At 59.3% G+C, this 18235-nt stretch carries 14 protein-coding genes and 1 tRNA gene; all 15 read left to right on the plus strand.

Annotation, left to right across the window (positions count from 1 at the left end; genetic code table 11):
- Window positions 1-123, plus strand: a 123-nt coding sequence (locus DLM46_RS38070) for an EF-Tu C-terminal domain-related protein (RefSeq protein WP_459252722.1), incomplete at its 5' end; no start/stop codon positions are given.
- Window positions 124-188: 65 nt separating this feature from the next.
- Window positions 189-264, plus strand: a tRNA-Trp gene (locus DLM46_RS38075).
- Window positions 265-300: 36 nt separating this feature from the next.
- A complete protein-coding gene (gene secE / locus DLM46_RS38080; protein ID WP_115110030.1) occupies window positions 301-681 on the plus strand; it encodes a preprotein translocase subunit SecE in 381 nt (126 codons plus the stop codon).
- A gap of 1 nt (window position 682) precedes the next feature.
- Window positions 683-1240, plus strand: coding sequence for a transcription termination/antitermination protein NusG (gene nusG, locus DLM46_RS38085; RefSeq protein WP_007180147.1), 558 nt, complete (start codon window positions 683-685; stop codon window positions 1238-1240).
- Between the two features lie 165 nt (window positions 1241-1405).
- Window positions 1406-1837: a 50S ribosomal protein L11 gene (gene rplK / locus DLM46_RS38090; protein WP_115110054.1), complete on the plus strand. Its 432-nt coding sequence runs from the start codon at window positions 1406-1408 to the stop codon at window positions 1835-1837.
- Window positions 1838-2536 (plus strand): 50S ribosomal protein L1, encoded by a 699-nt coding sequence (gene rplA, locus DLM46_RS38095; protein ID WP_115110033.1) that lies wholly within the window; start codon window positions 1838-1840, stop codon window positions 2534-2536.
- Window positions 2537-2838: 302 nt separating this feature from the next.
- Window positions 2839-3342, plus strand: coding sequence for a 50S ribosomal protein L10 (gene rplJ / locus DLM46_RS38100; protein ID WP_115110037.1), 504 nt, complete (start codon window positions 2839-2841; stop codon window positions 3340-3342).
- A 63-nt stretch (window positions 3343-3405) separates the two neighbouring features.
- Entirely contained in the window at window positions 3406-3780 is a 375-nt protein-coding gene (rplL, locus tag DLM46_RS38105; RefSeq protein WP_025584719.1) for a 50S ribosomal protein L7/L12, read from the plus strand.
- Window positions 3781-4149: 369 nt separating this feature from the next.
- Window positions 4150-8256 carry a DNA-directed RNA polymerase subunit beta gene (gene rpoB / locus DLM46_RS38110; protein WP_115110040.1) on the plus strand — a complete coding sequence of 1369 codons (4107 nt, stop codon included), beginning with the start codon at window positions 4150-4152 and terminating at the stop codon, window positions 8254-8256.
- 21 nt (window positions 8257-8277) lie between these two features.
- On the plus strand, window positions 8278-12516 hold the full coding sequence (rpoC, locus tag DLM46_RS38115) for a DNA-directed RNA polymerase subunit beta' (protein WP_115110044.1): 4239 nt from the start codon (window positions 8278-8280) through the stop codon (window positions 12514-12516).
- A gap of 202 nt (window positions 12517-12718) precedes the next feature.
- Window positions 12719-14566: a DNA helicase RecQ gene (gene recQ / locus DLM46_RS38120; protein ID WP_115110047.1), complete on the plus strand. Its 1848-nt coding sequence runs from the start codon at window positions 12719-12721 to the stop codon at window positions 14564-14566.
- A gap of 210 nt (window positions 14567-14776) precedes the next feature.
- On the plus strand, window positions 14777-15157 hold the full coding sequence (gene rpsL, locus DLM46_RS38125) for a 30S ribosomal protein S12 (RefSeq protein WP_006998493.1): 381 nt from the start codon (window positions 14777-14779) through the stop codon (window positions 15155-15157).
- 179 nt (window positions 15158-15336) lie between these two features.
- Window positions 15337-15807, plus strand: coding sequence for a 30S ribosomal protein S7 (rpsG, locus tag DLM46_RS38130; protein WP_006053291.1), 471 nt, complete (start codon window positions 15337-15339; stop codon window positions 15805-15807).
- A 134-nt stretch (window positions 15808-15941) separates the two neighbouring features.
- On the plus strand, window positions 15942-18044 hold the full coding sequence (gene fusA / locus DLM46_RS38135; protein ID WP_115110051.1) for an elongation factor G: 2103 nt from the start codon (window positions 15942-15944) through the stop codon (window positions 18042-18044).
- Window positions 18045-18091: 47 nt separating this feature from the next.
- A partial coding sequence (locus DLM46_RS38140; protein WP_244306532.1) for a GTP-binding protein occupies window positions 18092-18235 on the plus strand: 144 nt, incomplete at its 3' end.

The raw sequence follows: 18235 nt of genomic DNA on the forward strand, positions 1-18235 counted from the left end.
GACAACGTGTCGATCACGGTGAAGCTGATCAACCCGATCGCGATGGAAGAAGGTCTGCGCTTCGCAATCCGCGAAGGCGGTCGTACGGTCGGTGCAGGTGTGGTTGCCAAGATTCTCGAGTAACGCCAGACAGTTCTCGTTAATCTGTAGTTTCGGGGTTGGCGGTGTCGTCAACCCCAAAATGGTTTAGGGGTATAGCTCAACTGGCAGAGCGTCGGTCTCCAAAACCGAAGGTTGGGGGTTCGATTCCCTCTGCCCCTGCCAATTCTCGCGCCGCAAGCGGCGCTTCGTTAAGGTGTTATGGCGAATCCTTCCGTCGAAACTGTAAATACATCCGGCGACAAGCTGATGCTCGTCGCGGGCGTATTGTTGGTCTTGGCCGGGTTCGTGGGGTTCTTCTGGCTCAGCGGCCAGGAATGGTACGTCCGCGGAGCTGCCTTGGTTGTTGGCGCGGTCGCGGGTGTTGCAGTCGGTCTGCTCTCTGCGCCCGGCAAGGGTTTCATCGCTTTCGCCAAAGACTCGTACAAGGAAGTCCGTAAGGTTGTTTGGCCGACTCGCAAAGAGGCCACCCAGACAACGCTCGTAGTGTTCGGCTTTGTTTTCGTCATGGCGATCTTTCTTTGGGTTAGCGATAAATCCATCGAATGGGCGATTTTCTCGGTGATTCTGGGTTGGAAATGATATGAGCGATACTCCGGCATCCCCGAGCGGCAAACGTTGGTACGTCGTGCACGCCTACTCCGGCATGGAGAAGAGCGTGCAACGCGCGCTTCAGGAGCGCATCGAACGTGCTGGCATGCAAGATCAGTTTGGTCAAATCCTCGTTCCGACTGAAGAAGTGGTCGAGGTGAAGGGCGGTCACAAATCAGTGACCGAACGTCGTTTTTTCCCGGGCTATGTCCTTGTGGAAATGGAAATGACAGACGAAACGTGGCACCTCGTGAAAAACACGGCAAAGGTGACAGGTTTCGTAGGCGGTGCGCGTAATCGTCCGAGCCCGATTTCTCCGCGGGAAGTCGAGAAGATCATGTCGCAAATGCAGGAAGGCGTGGAAAAGCCGCGTCCGAAGACCCTGTTCGAAGTAGGCGAGATGGTGCGGGTCAAGGACGGTCCGTTCACGGATTTCAACGGCAGCGTCGAAGAAGTGAACTACGAAAAGTCGCGCGTCCGTGTTTCCGTTACAATTTTCGGCCGCGCAACGCCGGTCGAGCTGGAATTCGGCCAGGTCGAAAAGCTGTAATCCAGAATTCTACGGAACACACCAATCGGTGCGTTCCGTATTTCGCGCTTACGGTCCGCGTAATGGCCGTTGAGGAGCGTAAGTAGTCCGTTTTTCGGCGAACGCGCGCTACTACTCACTGAACGCCCGCATGCACCCATGTGGCGTTCCAAAGAGGTTTTCAACATGGCAAAGAAAATCATTGGCTTTATCAAGCTGCAGATTCCTGCAGGTAAAGCCAACCCGTCGCCGCCGGTCGGTCCGGCACTGGGCCAGCGCGGCCTGAACATCATGGAGTTCTGCAAGGCGTTCAACGCGCAGACTCAAGCTATGGAACCGGGTCTGCCGATTCCGGTCGTGATCACCGCCTTCGCGGACAAGAGCTTCACGTTCGTTCTGAAGACGCCGCCGGCTACGGTTCTGATCAAGAAGGCAGCGAAGATCGACAAGGGTTCGAGCAAGCCGCATACCGACAAGGTCGGCAATATCACGCGCGCTCAAGCGGAAGACATCGCCAAGACCAAGATGCCCGATCTGACGGCGGCTGATCTGGACGCAGCGGTTCGTACGATCGCTGGTAGCGCCCGCTCGATGGGCATCACCGTGGAGGGCGTGTAAATGGCTAAGCTTTCAAAGCGTCTGCAGGCATTTGCAGCCAAGGTTGATCGTCAAAAGCTGTACTCGATCGACGAAGCTCTGTCGCTCGTGAAGGAATGCGCAAGCGCGAAGTTCGACGAATCGATCGACGTCGCAGTGCAACTCGGCATCGACGCCAAGAAGTCGGACCAAGTGGTTCGTGGCTCGGTCGTTCTGCCGGCTGGTACCGGTAAGTCGGTCCGCGTTGCAGTGTTCGCCCAAGGCGAAAAAGCTGAGCAAGCTCGTGCGGCCGGCGCTGAAGTCGTCGGTATGGAAGATCTGGCTGAACAGGTCAAGGCCGGCAATCTGAACTTCGACATCGTGATCGCTTCGCCGGACACGATGCGCGTCGTCGGTACGCTCGGTCAGATCCTCGGTCCGCGCGGCCTGATGCCAAACCCGAAGGTTGGCACGGTTACGCCGGACGTCGCCACCGCAGTGAAGAATGCCAAGGCTGGTCAGGTGCAATTCCGTGTCGACAAGGCCGGTATTATCCACGCCACGATCGGCCGCGCTTCGTTCGAGCCGACTGCTCTGCGTAGCAACCTGAACGCTCTCGTCGACGCGCTGCAAAAGGCGAAGCCGGCAACGAGCAAGGGTGTCTACCTGCGCAAGGTTGCGCTGTCGAGCACGATGGGTGTTGGCGTTCGCGTCGACCAGGCATCGATCGCGGCACAGTAAGAAATTTCATCGCCTCGATGTGAATCGAGGCGGTTTTAAGGGCTTTGGGCGGTCGCAAGGTGGCAGTGTGCATCGAGCGACCGGTTGTCAAAGACCGTTGGCGGGAACGCAGCAGGTAGGCGCTCCCTTAATGCAAAGCCAACGCAGATGGCGAACCCGAAAAGGTTTTGTAGTGATGAAACCGCTGGATATCCGCAGTCATGCGGGTGTCGGGCGGTCGAAATACTCCTGACTGGTCGGACGCCGTTATTGAACGCGGTACACAAGGCGCACGCTGCGTGTATCGAATCTGGAGGTTAACCGTGCCACTCAACAAAGAAAGCAAGCAGGCCGTCGTCGCTGAGGTTGCCGCGCAAGTCGCGAAAGCCCAGACCGTGGTTCTGGCTGAGTATCGTGGGATCACGGTTGGCGATCTGACCAAGCTGCGCGCGAAAGCGCGTGAGCAACAGGTTTACCTTCGCGTGTTGAAAAACACGCTGGCGCGTCGCGCTGTCGAAGGTACCCCGTTTGCTCCTTTGGCAGAGCAGATGACCGGTCCCCTGATCTACGGCATCTCGGAAGATGCCATTGCCGCTGCTAAGGTCGTCAACGACTTCGGCAAGAGCAATGACAAGTTGATCATCAAGGCTGGTTCCTACGAAGGCAAGGTGATGGACAAGGCTGGCGTGCAAGCGCTGGCAAACATCCCGAGTCGCGAAGAACTGCTCTCCAAGCTGTTGTACGTTATGCAAGCACCTGTTTCCGGCTTTGCGCGCGCTCTGGCCGCGCTGGCAGAAAAGAAACAAGGCGAAGAAACCGCTGCGTAACGCACTTCAGTCGAGCGTGATTGATCGCTGACTGTATCCGAATTCAATTTAGGAGTATTTCAAATGGCAATCGCAAAAGATGACATCCTCGAGGCAGTAAGCTCGATGTCGGTTCTGGAACTGAACGAGCTGGTTAAGGCGTTCGAAGAAAAGTTTGGCGTGTCGGCAGCTGCTGTTGCAGTGGCAGGCCCGGCGGGCGGCGGCGCAGCTGCTGCAGCTGAAGAGCAAACCGAATTCACGGTCAACCTGGTTGAAGTTGGCGCGAACAAGGTTTCGGTCATTAAGGCTGTTCGCGAACTGACGGGTCTCGGCCTGAAGGAAGCGAAGGATCTGGTCGACGGTGCACCGAAGCCTGTCAAGGAATCGGTACCGAAGGCTGCTGCTGAAGAAGCCAAGAAGAAGCTGGAAGAAGCCGGCGCGAAGGCTGAAATCAAGTAAGTTTCAGCGCGTTGTGCGAAGGCTGGCGGTTTTCCACCGCCGGCCTTTTTGTGCTTTGTGGGAACCACGTTTGTGCCAGCTCGTTTCGGTAAAAACGTGACCACAGAAGCCAAAGAAAATCGCCTTTCGGTAACATTGGCCGGCGTTTCTCTTTGTCTTCTGAAGCGACTGCAGAAGGCAAGTTTGGTCGGGTAGCGGGCAACACAGGCATCCGCTGCCGTCAGCCAGCGGTTGGTAGCGGCCAACCACCAAGCTTCTAGGCTCGTTCAAGCCATCGGACGGCCATCGGGTCTCAGTCGGTGAACACTCGGGTTGTCTCATCAAGGTATCCTGCCTCGACAACAATGCCCGCCGTGATTCGGAGATCGTATGCAATATTCCTTCACCGAGAAGAAGCGTATTCGCAAGAGTTTTGCGAAGCGCCCCATCGTTCACCAAGTACCTTTCCTGCTGGCTACCCAGCTTGAATCATTCAGCACTTTTCTGCAAGCCGAAACGTCGTCGACGCAACGCAAGCCGGAAGGTCTGCAAGCAGCATTTACCTCTGTTTTTCCGATCGTCTCGCACAACGGCTTCGCTCGTCTCGAGTTCGTCAGCTACATGCTGTCGCCGCCGGCATTCAACATCAAGGAATGTCAGCAGCGCGGTTTGACGTACTGCTCGGCGCTGCGCGCCAAGGTGCGTCTGGTGCTGCTCGACAAGGAATCGCCGAGCAAGCCGGTCGTCAAGGAAGTGAAGGAACAGGAAGTGTACATGGGCGAAATTCCGCTCATGACGCCGACCGGTTCGTTCGTCATCAACGGCACGGAACGTGTGATCGTTTCCCAGCTGCACCGTTCGCCTGGCGTGTTCTTCGAACACGACAAGGGCAAGACGCACAGCTCGGGCAAGCTCCTGTTCTCGGCACGTATCATTCCTTACCGCGGTTCGTGGCTCGACTTCGAATTCGATCCGAAGGACGTGCTGTACTTCCGCGTCGACCGCCGCCGCAAGATGCCGGTCACGATCCTGCTGAAGGCAATCGGCCTGACGCCGGAACAGATCCTCGCAAACTTCTTCGTGTTCGACAATTTCACGCTGATGCCGGAAGGCGCGCAGATGGAATTCGTGCCGGAGCGTCTGCGTGGTGAAGTCGCACGTTTCGACATTACCGATCGTGACGGCAACGTGATTGTGCAGAAGGACAAGCGGATCAACGCCAAGCACATTCGCGACCTCGACAACGCGAAGACGAAGTTCATCTCGGTGCCGGAAGACTATCTGCTCGGCCGCGTGCTGGCGAAGAACGTCGTCGACGGCGACACCGGCGAAGTCATCGCCAACGCGAACGACGAAATCACCGAAACCGTCCTCGAGAAGCTCCGCGAATCGAAGATCAAAGACATCCAGACGCTCTACACGAACGATCTGGACCAGGGTCCGTATATCTCGTCGACGCTGCGTATCGACGAAACCGCGGACAAGATGGCCGCGCGCATCGCGATCTACCGCATGATGCGCCCGGGTGAACCGCCGACCGAAGAAGCGGTCGAGGCGCTGTTCAACCGCCTGTTCTACAGCGAAGACGCATACGACCTTTCCAAGGTAGGCCGTATGAAGTTCAATCGCCGCGTGGGTCGCGACGAAATCGTCGGACCGATGACGCTGCAGGACGACGACATCCTCGCCACGATCAAGATCCTGGTCGAACTGCGTAACGGCAAGGGCGAAGTGGACGACATCGACCACTTGGGCAATCGCCGTGTGCGTTGCGTCGGCGAATTGGCGGAAAACCAGTTCCGCGCCGGTCTCGTGCGTGTCGAACGTGCTGTGAAGGAACGCCTCGGCCAGGCCGAAAGCGAAAACCTGATGCCGCACGACCTGATCAACTCGAAGCCGATTTCGTCGGCGATTCGCGAGTTCTTCGGTTCGTCGCAGCTGTCGCAGTTCATGGACCAAACGAACCCGCTGTCGGAAATCACCCACAAGCGCCGTGTGTCGGCTCTTGGCCCGGGTGGTTTGACGCGTGAGCGCGCCGGCTTTGAAGTCCGCGACGTGCACCCGACCCACTATGGCCGTGTGTGTCCGATTGAAACGCCGGAAGGTCCGAACATCGGCCTGATCAACTCGCTCGCTCTGTACGCGCACCTGAACGAATACGGCTTCCTCGAAACGCCGTATCGCAAGGTCGTGGACAGCAAAGTGACCGATCAGATCGACTATCTGTCCGCGATCGAAGAAGGCCGTTACGTGATCGCTCAGGCGAACGCGGCTGTGGCAGCTGACGGCTCGCTGACCGACGAACTGGTGTCGTCGCGTGAGGCAGGCGAAACGCTGATGGTCACGCCGGACCGCATCCAGTACATGGACGTGGCGCCGTCGCAGATCGTGTCGGTGGCGGCATCGCTGATTCCGTTCCTTGAGCACGATGACGCGAACCGCGCATTGATGGGTTCGAACATGCAGCGTCAGGCTGTGCCGTGTCTGCGTCCTGAAAAGGCCGTGGTCGGTACGGGTATCGAACGCACGGTGGCAGTCGACTCGGGTACGACGGTTCAGGCGTTCCGCGGCGGTGTGGTCGATTACGTCGACGCAGGCCGTATGGTGATCCGCGTGAACGACGATGAAGCCGTTGCTGGCGACGTCGGCGTGGACATCTACAACCTGATCAAGTACACGCGTTCGAACCAGAACACGAACATCAACCAGCGCCCGATCGTGAAGGTCGGCGATATCGTGTCGCGTGGCGACGTGCTGGCTGACGGCGCATCGACCGACCTCGGCGAACTGGCTCTCGGCCAGAACATGCTGGTCGCGTTTATGCCGTGGAACGGTTACAACTTCGAAGACTCGATTTTGATCTCGGAGAAGGTGGTTGCCGACGACCGTTACACGTCGATCCACATCGAAGAACTGAACGTCGTTGCTCGCGATACAAAGCTCGGACCGGAAGAAATCACGCGCGACATCTCGAACCTGGCCGAAGTGCAACTCGGCCGTCTCGACGAGTCAGGCATTGTCTACATCGGCGCGGAAGTCGAAGCAGGCGACGTACTGGTCGGCAAGGTCACGCCGAAGGGCGAAACCCAGCTGACGCCGGAAGAAAAACTGCTGCGCGCGATCTTTGGTGAAAAGGCTTCGGACGTGAAGGACACGTCGTTGCGCGTGCCGTCGGGCATGAGCGGCACGGTCATCGACGTTCAGGTGTTCACGCGTGAAGGCATTCAGCGCGACAAGCGTGCACAACAGATCATCGACGATGAACTGAAGCGTTATCGCCTCGACCTGAACGATCAGCTGCGTATCGTGGAAGGTGACGCGTTCCAGCGTCTCGCACGTATGCTGACCGGCAAGGTCGCGAACGGCGGTCCGAAGAAGCTCGCGAAGGGTACGAAGATCGAGCAGGCTTACCTGGAAGATCTCGACCACTACCACTGGTTCGACATCCGCCTCGCGGACGAAGAAGCAGCGGCACAGCTCGAAGCTATCAAGGACTCGATCGAACAGAAGCGTCACCAGTTCGATCTGGCGTTCGAAGAAAAGCGCAAGAAACTCACGCAAGGCGACGAACTGCCGCCGGGCGTGCTGAAGATGGTCAAGGTGTATCTGGCAGTCAAGCGCCGTCTGCAGCCTGGCGACAAGATGGCCGGCCGTCACGGTAACAAGGGTGTGGTGTCGAAGATCGTTCCGATCGAAGACATGCCGTACATGGCCGATGGCCGTCCGGCTGACGTCGTGCTCAATCCGCTCGGCGTGCCGTCGCGGATGAACGTGGGGCAGGTTCTCGAAGTGCATCTGGGTTGGGCCGCGAAGGGTCTCGGCTGGCGTATCGGCGAAATGCTGCAACGTCAGGCGAAGATCGCTGAACTGCGCGAATTCCTGACCAAGATCTACAACGAGTCGGGCCGCGCTGAAGAGCTGGACAGCTTCACGGACGACGAAATCGTCGAACTGGCGAAGAACCTGCGCGAAGGCGTACCGTTCGCCACGCCGGTGTTCGACGGTGCGACGGAAGAAGAAATGTCGCGCGCACTGGATCTGGCATTCCCGGACGACATCGCGAAGCAGCTCGGCATGACGCCGTCGAAGAACCAGGTGCGTCTGTACGACGGCCGCACGGGTGAGATGTTCGAACGTACGGTGACGGTCGGCTACATGCACTACCTGAAGCTGCACCACCTGGTTGACGACAAGATGCACGCGCGTTCCACGGGTCCGTACTCGCTCGTGACGCAGCAGCCGTTGGGCGGTAAGGCGCAGTTTGGTGGCCAGCGCTTCGGTGAAATGGAAGTGTGGGCGCTCGAAGCGTACGGCGCATCGTACGTGCTGCAAGAAATGCTGACGGTGAAGTCGGACGACGTGACCGGCCGGACCAAGGTGTATGAGAACCTGGTCAAGGGCGATCACGTGATCGACGCCGGCATGCCGGAATCCTTCAATGTGCTCGTGAAGGAAATCCGCTCGCTCGGTATCGACATCGACCTCGACCGCAACTAATCGGACTACGGAGAGAAAGCAATGAAAGCTCTGCTCGATCTATTCAAGCAAGTCCAACAGCCTGAAGTTTTTGACGCGATCAAGATCGGTCTGGCCTCGCCCGACAAGATCCGCTCGTGGTCGTTCGGTGAAGTGAAGAAGCCGGAAACCATCAACTACCGGACGTTCAAGCCGGAACGCGATGGTCTGTTCTGCGCGAAGATCTTCGGGCCGATCAAAGACTACGAATGCCTGTGCGGCAAGTACAAGCGCCTGAAGCATCGCGGCGTGATCTGCGAGAAGTGCGGCGTCGAAGTGACGCTCGCCAAGGTGCGTCGCGAACGGATGGGCCACATCGAACTGGCCTCGCCGGTTGCGCACATCTGGTTCCTGAAGTCGCTGCCGTCGCGTCTGGGCATGGTGCTCGACATGACGCTGCGCGACATCGAACGCGTGCTGTATTTCGAAGCATATGTGGTGATCGATCCGGGCATGACGCCGCTGAAAGCGCGGCAGATCATGACCGAAGAGGATTACTACAACAAGGTCGAAGAGTACGGTGACGAATTCCGTGCCGAGATGGGCGCGGAAGGCGTGCGTGAACTGCTGCGCGCGATCAACATCGACGAACAGGTCGAACTGCTGCGCACCGAGCTGAAGAACACCGGTTCGGAAGCGAAGATCAAGAAGTACGCGAAGCGACTGAAAGTGCTCGAGGCTTTCCAGCGTTCGGGCATCAAGCCGGACTGGATGGTGCTCGAAGTGCTGCCGGTGCTGCCGCCGGAACTGCGTCCGCTCGTGCCGCTGGACGGCGGCCGTTTCGCGACGTCGGACCTGAACGACCTCTATCGCCGGGTGATCAACCGTAACAACCGGTTGAAGCGTCTGCTCGAACTGAAGGCGCCGGAAATCATCGTCCGCAACGAAAAGCGGATGCTGCAGGAAGCCGTCGATTCGCTGCTCGACAACGGCCGTCGCGGTAAGGCGATGACCGGCGCGAACAAGCGTCCGCTGAAGTCGCTTGCTGACATGATCAAGGGTAAGGGCGGTCGTTTCCGTCAGAACTTGCTCGGTAAGCGCGTCGACTACTCGGGCCGTTCGGTGATCGTGGTTGGCCCGACGCTCAAGCTGCATCAGTGCGGTCTGCCGAAGCTGATGGCGCTCGAACTGTTCAAGCCGTTCATCTTCAACAAGCTGGAAGTGATGGGTGTCGCTACCACCATCAAGGCTGCGAAGAAGGAAGTCGAGAACCAGACGCCGGTGGTGTGGGACATCCTCGAAGAGGTGATCCGCGAGCATCCGGTCATGCTAAACCGTGCGCCTACGCTGCACCGTCTTGGCATTCAGGCTTTCGAGCCGGTGCTGATCGAAGGTAAGGCAATCCAGCTGCACCCGCTCGTTTGCGCGGCCTTCAACGCCGACTTCGACGGTGACCAGATGGCTGTGCACGTGCCGCTGTCGCTCGAAGCGCAGATGGAAGCGCGTACGCTGATGCTGGCGTCGAACAACGTCCTGTTCCCGGCCAACGGCGATCCGTCGATCGTGCCGTCGCAGGATATCGTGCTCGGCCTGTACTACGCGACGCGTGAAGCCGTGAATGCGAAGGGCGAAGGCCTGTCGTTCACGGGCGTGTCGGAAGCGCTGCGTGCGTACGAGAACAAGGAAGTCGAGCTCGCCTCGCGCGTCAACGTGCGGATCACCGAAATGGTCCATAACGAAGACAAATCGGAAGGTGCGCCGGCGTTCGTGCCGAAGATCACGCTGTACGCGACGACCGTCGGCCGCGCAATCCTGTCGGAAATCCTTCCGCCGGGCCTGCCGTTCTCGGTGCTGAACAAGCCGTTGAAGAAGAAGGAAATCTCGCGTCTGATCAACACCGCATTCCGCAAGTGCGGTCTGCGCGAAACGGTGATTTTCGCCGACCAGTTGATGCAGTCGGGTTTCCGTCTGGCAACGCGCGCGGGTATCTCGATCTGCGTGGACGACATGCTCGTGCCGCCGCAGAAGGAAACCATCGTCGGCGACGCCGCGAAGAAGGTGAAGGAATACGACCGTCAGTACATGTCGGGTCTCGTCACGTCGCAAGAGCGCTACAACAACGTGGTCGACATCTGGTCGGCAACGTCGGAAGCGGTCGGCAAGGCGATGATGGAACAGCTGTCGACGGAACCGGTGGTCGATCGCGACGGCAACGAAACGCGTCAGGAATCGTTCAACTCCATCTACATGATGGCTGACTCGGGTGCTCGTGGTTCCGCGGTTCAGATTCGTCAGCTGGCCGGTATGCGTGGCCTGATGGCGAAGCCGGACGGCTCGATCATCGAGACGCCGATTACGGCGAACTTCCGTGAAGGCCTGAACGTGTTGCAATACTTCATCTCGACCCACGGCGCACGTAAGGGTCTGGCTGATACGGCACTGAAGACGGCAAACTCGGGTTACCTGACGCGGCGTCTCGTCGACGTGACGCAGGATCTGGTGGTGGTCGAGGACGATTGCGGTACGTCCAACGGCGTCGCCATGAAGGCGTTGGTCGAAGGCGGTGAAGTCGTCGAAGCACTGCGTGACCGTATCCTCGGTCGCGTGGCGGTGGCTGACGTCGTCAATCCGGAATCGCAGGAAACGCTGTACGAAGCAGGCACGTTGCTCGACGAAGACGCGGTCGAAGAAATCGAACGCCTCGGCATCGACGAAGTGCGTGTGCGTACGCCGCTCACTTGCGAAACGCGTTACGGTCTGTGCGCAGCCTGCTACGGCCGCGACCTGGGCCGCGGTTCGTCGGTCAACGTCGGTGAAGCAGTCGGCGTGATCGCTGCCCAGTCGATCGGTGAACCGGGCACGCAGCTCACGATGCGTACGTTCCACATCGGTGGTGCGGCATCGCGTGCAGCTGTGGCTTCGTCGGTTGAAGCGAAGTCGAACGGCACGGTGCGTTTCACGGCGACGATGCGTTACGTCACCAACGCGAAGGGCGAGCAGATCGTCATCTCGCGTTCGGGCGAAGCGATGATCACCGACGACCACGGCCGCGAGCGTGAACGTCACAAGGTGCCGTACGGCGCGACGCTGTTGCAACTCGACGGCGCGCAGATCAAGGCCGGCACGCAACTGGCGACGTGGGATCCGATGACGCGTCCGATCATCACCGAGTACGGTGGTACGGTGAAGTTCGAAAACGTCGAAGAAGGCGTGACGGTTGCGAAGCAGATCGACGATGTGACGGGCCTCTCGACGCTGGTCGTGATCGACGTGAAGCGCCGCGGTTCGCAAGCGTCGAAGACGGTGCGTCCGCAGGTGAAGCTGCTCGATGCGAACGGCGAAGAGGTCAAGATCCCGAACACCGAGCACGCGGTGCAGATCGGCTTCCAGGTCGGCGCTCTGATCACGGTGAAGGACGGTCAGCAAGTGCAGGTCGGTGAAGTGCTCGCACGTATCCCGACTGAATCGCAGAAGACGCGTGACATTACCGGCGGTCTGCCGCGTGTGGCGGAACTGTTCGAAGCACGTTCGCCGAAGGACGCAGGTATCCTGGCGGAAGTCACGGGTACGACGTCGTTCGGTAAGGACACGAAGGGCAAGCAGCGTCTCGTTATCACGGACCTCGAGGGCAACCAGCACGAGTTCCTGATCGCGAAGGAAAAGCAGGTTCTGGTGCACGATGGTCAGGTCGTCAACAAGGGCGAAATGATCGTCGACGGGCCGGCGGATCCGCACGACATCCTGCGTCTGCAGGGCGTCGAAGCGCTGTCGCGTTACATCGTGGACGAAGTGCAGGACGTGTACCGTCTGCAGGGCGTGAAGATCAACGACAAGCACATTGAAGTGATTGTTCGTCAGATGCTGCGCCGCGTGCAGATTACGGACAACGGCGATACGCGTTTCATCCCGGGCGAACAGGTCGAGCGGTCGGATATGCTCGACGAGAACGACCGTATGATCGCGGAAGACAAGCGTCCGGCAACGTACGAAAACGTCTTGCTTGGTATCACGAAGGCGTCGCTGTCGACCGATTCGTTCATCTCCGCGGCATCGTTCCAGGAAACGACCCGCGTGCTGACCGAAGCGGCGATCATGGGCAAGCGCGACGATCTGCGTGGCCTGAAGGAAAACGTGATCGTCGGCCGTCTGATTCCGGCCGGTACCGGTCTCGCGTTCCACAAGGCACGCAAGAGCAAGGAGTTGTCCGACCGCGAGCGTTTCGATCAGATCGCAGCGGAAGAGTCGTTCGAATTCGGTACGCCGGAAACCCCGGCCGCCGAACAGCAGCACTCAGGCGAGTAGGTCCCGGCGGCGCAAGCCGCCTGGGCTCACCAGCCAGCGAGGCCGCTCAGTTTCGACTGAGCGGCTTTTTTTATGCGCCTCTCTTTAGCGCGCTTTTGCGGATTCGTCGGCCGAACGGCTAACGTTGCTGCAAAGCGCGGGCGCAGCACGAATGCGTTGGTAAAATTCGTGTCACCGGCCTTACGCTGCTTCTCTCAAATTCATGTCCCGTCCGCTCGAAATCCTCAACGAAGTCTTCGGTTACCCCGCGTTCAGAGGACAGCAGGGCGAAATTGTCGAGCACGTCGCCGGCGGCGGCGATTGCCTGGTGCTGATGCCCACCGGCGGCGGCAAATCGCTGTGTTATCAGATTCCATCGCTGGTGCGCCGTGAAGCAGGCTTCGGCACGGGCATCGTCGTTTCGCCGCTGATCGCATTGATGCAGGATCAGGTGGCGGCGCTCACCGAAGTGGGCGTGCGTGCCGCGTATCTGAATTCGACGTTATCGAGCGCGGAAGCAATGGCCACCGAACGGGCGCTGCGCGAAGGCGACATTGATCTGCTCTACGTGGCGCCGGAACGGTTGATGACGCCCCGCTTTCAGGAGTTGCTCGAGCGCACGCGCATCGGTTTGTTCGCAATCGACGAAGCGCATTGCGTATCGCAATGGGGGCACGATTTCCGGCCTGAATATATTCAGCTGTCGGTGCTGCACGAGCGCTTCCCGAACGTGCCGAGGATCGCGCTCACGGCCACCGCAGATGCGATCACGCGCGACGAGATCATCCACCGTCTCGCGCTTGATGACGCTCGTGTATTTGTCTCGAGCTTCGACCGGCCGAACATCCGCTATCGCATCGTCGAGAAGGACAACGCGCGCACGCAACTGCTCGACTTCATTCGCGCCGAGCATTCGAAGCCGGACGGCACGACCGACGCCGGCGTGGTGTATTGCCTGTCGCGCCGCAAGGTCGAAGAAACCGCGGAGTGGCTCAAGGAAAAGGGCATGCGCGCGCTTCCGTATCACGCCGGCATGGAGTTCGAAATCCGCCAGAGGCATCAGGAGATGTTCCAGCGCGAGGAAGGCATTGTAATGTGCGCCACGATTGCGTTTGGCATGGGTATCGACAAGCCGGACGTGCGCTTTGTGGCGCACCTCGATTTGCCGAAGAGCGTCGAAGGGTACTACCAGGAAACGGGCCGTGCAGGCCGCGACGGCATGCCGGCCAATGCGTGGATGGCGTACGGCCTCGGCGACGTCGTGCAGCAGCGCAAGATGATCGATGAATCCGATGCCGATGACGCGCATAAGCGCGTGCAGACTAGCAAGCTCGATGCGTTGCTCGGTCTGTGCGAGGCGGCGACCTGCCGGCGGGTGCGATTGCTTGCGTATTTCGGCGAGTCGAGCAAGCCGTGCGGCAACTGCGATAACTGTCTCGAGCCGCCGGCCACGTGGGATGCGACACGCGAAGCCCAGATGGCGTTGTCGTGCGTGTACCGCGCGCAGCGGGCGAGCGGCTTTCACTTCGGCGCGGGTCACCTGATCGACATCCTGCGGGGCAACCGCAACGAGAAAATCATGCAGCGCGGGCACGAAAAGCTCACCACGTTCGGAATCGGCGCGGCGCTTGGCGAGCCGGAGTGGCGTGCCGTGTTTCGCCAGCTCGTCGCATTCGGCTATCTAACCGTCGACCATGAAGGATTTGGCTCGCTAGTGCTCACTGAGGCCAGCAAAGCGGTGTTGAAGAGTGAGCAGAACGTCACGATGCGCCGGTACGTGAAGCCCACACGTACGCGGCAATCGTCCGGCCGCACAAGCGAGCGCGCCGATCCGACGATCGGCATGGGGCCGCGCGAACGTGCCCGCTGGGAGCGCCTGCGCGCCTGGCGCACCGAAACGGCGAAAAGCGACGGCGTGCCGGCCTACGTCATCTTCCACGACGCCACCTTGGCGGAAATCGCCCGTAGCGGCCCCGATTCCATCGAGGATTTGCGCGGTATTCCGGGCATGGGCGCCCGCAAACTCGACCGTTTCGGCGACGAATTGCTGGAGGTCGTCGCCGCCGATTGAGCGCCTTGAAAGGTCGGCAGGGGTGCGAAGCATCGCAACCTGTTGACTCCCTTAGTATTTTCGGAATATTATGCTAGGTTCCGGTTCTTGGAATGCCTGCGCGCGGAGTCAATTCGTACGCGAGCGATCTGGTCCGGAGTTCGATGCGCAATCGTTTCTGCTTTGCCCGGAAACAGATGCGTCGATTTTGTTCAATTTCAGGAATAAACAATGCCAACCATCAATCAACTGGTTCGCAAAGGCCGCGCGTCGGAAACGACGAAGAGCAAGAGCCCGGCCTTGCAGGACTGCCCCCAGCGTCGCGGCGTGTGCACCCGTGTGTACACCACGACGCCGAAGAAGCCGAACTCGGCACTCCGTAAGGTTGCTAAGGTTCGTCTGACGAACGGCTTCGAAGTCATTTCGTACATCGGTGGTGAAGGCCACAACCTGCAGGAACACTCGGTCGTGCTGATTCGCGGCGGCCGTGTCAAGGACTTGCCGGGTGTGCGTTACCACATGGTTCGCGGCTCGCTGGATACCCAGGGCGTCAAGGATCGTAAGCAGGCTCGCTCGAAGTACGGTGCGAAGCGTGCCAAGGCTGGCAAGTAATAGCCGGTCAGTAGTTTCAGGTCGCCTGCAAAGGCGGTATTAGCGGTGGTGCCGGATTCGCCGGTGCTGTCGAGTAAGTGGTCACCCGACCAGGCTGGTAAGTCGTTAGAGATGAATCGGGTTAGTTGGTGGCCGCGGGGCTGATAAGCAGCTCCAACTGAAAAGTTAAAGGAAGAAACATGCCGCGTCGTCGCGAAGTCCCCAAGCGGGAAGTGTTGCCGGATCCGAAGTTCGGTAACGTAGATGTAGCTAAATTCATGAACGTGCTGATGCTCTCCGGCAAGAAGTCGGTTGCCGAGCGTATCGTGTACGGCGCTTTCGAACAGATCCAGACCAAGGGTGGCAAGGACCCGCTGGAAGTGTTCACGGTGGCGCTCAACAACGTCAAGCCGGTGGTGGAAGTGAAGAGCCGCCGCGTTGGTGGTGCGAACTATCAGGTTCCGGTCGAAGTGCGTCCGTCGCGTCGTATGGCATTGGCGATGCGTTGGTTGCGTGAAGCCGCGAAGAAGCGCAGCGAAAAGTCGATGGCCTTGCGCCTGGCAGGTGAACTCTCCGAAGCGGCCGAAGGCCGTGGCGGCGCGATGAAGAAGCGCGATGAAGTTCACCGGATGGCAGAAGCCAACAAGGCGTTCTCGCACTTCCGTTTCTAAGCTTCCCGAACCCGGGTTTAGCAGAAAAAGCGGAAAGAAATTCCGGGCGGGTGCGCTTACAAAGCGCCTCGCCCGTTTGTGTTACAGCGCGATGGGTATTTTCTCGCATCGCGTCATCCCAATAGAGGATCAAAGTGGCTCGCAAGACACCTATCGAGCGCTACCGTAACATCGGTATTAGCGCTCACATCGACGCCGGCAAAACGACGACGACCGAGCGCATCCTGTTCTACACCGGCGTGAACCACAAGATTGGTGAAGTGCACGACGGCGCTGCAACCATGGACTGGATGGAGCAGGAGCAGGAACGCGGCATCACGATCACGTCCGCTGCTACCACGGCATTCTGGAAAGGCATGGCCGGCGACCGCGCTGAGCACCGCATCAACATCATCGACACCCCGGGCCACGTCGACTTCACGATTGAAGTTGAGCGCTCGATGCGTGTGCTCGACGGTGCGTGCATGGTGTACTGCGCTGTGGGCGGCGTTCAGCCCCAGTCGGAAACCGTGTGGCGCCAGGCTAACAAGTACAAGGTTCCCCGTCTCGCGTTCATCAACAAGATGGACCGTACCGGCGCGAACTTCTTCAAGGTCTACGACCAGCTCAAGCTGCGTCTGAAGGCGAACCCGGTTCCTGTCGTGGTGCCTATCGGCGCGGAAGAAAACTTCACGGGCGTCGTCGATCTGCTGAAGATGAAGGCGATCATTTGGGACGATGCGTCGCAAGGCACGAAGTTCTCGTACGAAGATATCCCGGCTGAACTGGTCGACTCGTGCAACGAGTGGCGCGAGAAGATGGTCGAAGCGGCGGCTGAGTCGAACGAAGACCTGATGAACAAGTACCTCGAAGAGGGCGAGTTGACGGAAGCTGAGATCGTAAAGGGTCTGCGCGACCGTACGATCGCTTGCGAAATCCAGCCGATGCTGTGCGGTACCGCGTTCAAGAACAAGGGCGTGCAGCGTATGCTGGACGCCGTGCTCGACTTCCTGCCGTCGCCGATCGACATCCCGCCGGTTACCGGCGAGCTGGAAAACGGTGAGCAAGGTGAGCGCCGCGCTGCTGACGACGAAAAGTTCTCGGCACTGGCATTCAAGATCATGACGGATCCGTTCGTCGGCCAGTTGATCTTCTTCCGTGTGTACTCGGGCATTGTGAATTCGGGCGACACGGTGCTGAACGCGACCAAGGACAAGAAGGAACGTCTGGGTCGTATTCTGCAAATGCACGCGAACCAGCGCGAAGAAATCAAGGAAGTGCGCGCCGGCGACATCGCTGCAGCAGTTGGTCTGAAGGATGCGACGACCGGCGACACGCTGTGCGATCCGCAAAGCCCGATCGTGCTCGAGCGCATGGTTTTCCCGGAGCCGGTGATTTCGCAGGCTGTTGAGCCGAAGACGAAGCCGGACCAGGAAAAGATGGGTCTGGCCCTGAACCGTCTGGCTCAGGAAGATCCGTCGTTCCGCGTTCAAACCGACGAAGAATCGGGTCAAACCATTATTTCGGGCATGGGCGAGCTCCACCTCGAAATTCTGGTTGACCGGATGAAGCGTGAATTCGGCGTCGAAGCGACCGTCGGCAAGCCGCAAGTGGCGTATCGTGAAACGATCCGCGGCAAGGCGGAAGACGTCGACGGCAAGTTCGTCAAGCAGTCGGGTGGTCGCGGCCAGTACGGTCACGCGGTCATCACGCTCGAGCCGAATGAGCAGGGTAAGGGCTACGAGTTCCTGGACGAGATCAAGGGCGGTGTGATTCCGCGTGAATACATTCCGGCAGTCGACAAGGGTATCCAGGAAACGCTGAAGGCTGGCGTGCTGGCGGGCTTCCCGGTCGTTGACGTGAAGGTTCACCTGACGTTCGGTTCGTACCACGACGTTGACTCGAACGAAAATGCGTTCCGCATGGCCGGTTCGATGGCGTTCAAGGAAGCAATGCGCAAGGCGCAACCGGTCATCCTCGAACCCATGATGGCTGTGGAAGTCGAAACGCCGGAAGACTACATGGGCAACGTGATGGGCGACCTGTCGGGCCGTCGCGGTATTGTTCAGGGCATGGAAGACATGATTGGCGGCGGCAAGATCGTTCGCGCCGAAGTGCCGCTGTCGGAAATGTTCGGTTACTCGACGTCGCTGCGTTCGCTGAGCCAGGGTCGTGCAACGTACACGATGGAGTTCAAGCACTACTCCGAGGCACCGCGCAACGTGTCTGAAGCGATCATCAACGCGAAGTCGAAGTAAGCGCGCGGCAAGTCATTCAACGATTAACTTTTTGAAAGAAGAGAAACATGGCTAAAGGTAAATTCGAACGGACCAAGCCGCACGTGAACGTCGGCACGATCGGTCACGTTGACCACGGCAAGACCACGCTGACGGCAGCGATCACGACGGTTCTGACGCAGAAGTTTGGCGGCGAAGCGAAGGCATACGAC

This window comes from Paraburkholderia lacunae, from assembly GCF_003353175.1.
Taxonomy (GTDB): domain Bacteria; phylum Pseudomonadota; class Gammaproteobacteria; order Burkholderiales; family Burkholderiaceae; genus Paraburkholderia; species Paraburkholderia lacunae.

Coding starts and splice junctions, on each gene's coding strand:
- nusG (WP_007180147.1), top strand. CDS start 683: ATGAGCGATACTCCGGCATCCCCGAGCGGCAAACGTTGGTACGTCGTG.
- secE (WP_115110030.1), top strand. CDS start 301: ATGGCGAATCCTTCCGTCGAAACTGTAAATACATCCGGCGACAAGCTG.
- rplA (WP_115110033.1), top strand. CDS start 1,838: ATGGCTAAGCTTTCAAAGCGTCTGCAGGCATTTGCAGCCAAGGTTGAT.
- recQ (WP_115110047.1), top strand. CDS start 12,719: ATGTCCCGTCCGCTCGAAATCCTCAACGAAGTCTTCGGTTACCCCGCG.
- rpsG (WP_006053291.1), top strand. CDS start 15,337: ATGCCGCGTCGTCGCGAAGTCCCCAAGCGGGAAGTGTTGCCGGATCCG.
- rpoC (WP_115110044.1), top strand. CDS start 8,278: ATGAAAGCTCTGCTCGATCTATTCAAGCAAGTCCAACAGCCTGAAGTT.
- rplK (WP_115110054.1), top strand. CDS start 1,406: ATGGCAAAGAAAATCATTGGCTTTATCAAGCTGCAGATTCCTGCAGGT.
- rplL (WP_025584719.1), top strand. CDS start 3,406: ATGGCAATCGCAAAAGATGACATCCTCGAGGCAGTAAGCTCGATGTCG.
- rpoB (WP_115110040.1), top strand. CDS start 4,150: ATGCAATATTCCTTCACCGAGAAGAAGCGTATTCGCAAGAGTTTTGCG.
- rpsL (WP_006998493.1), top strand. CDS start 14,777: ATGCCAACCATCAATCAACTGGTTCGCAAAGGCCGCGCGTCGGAAACG.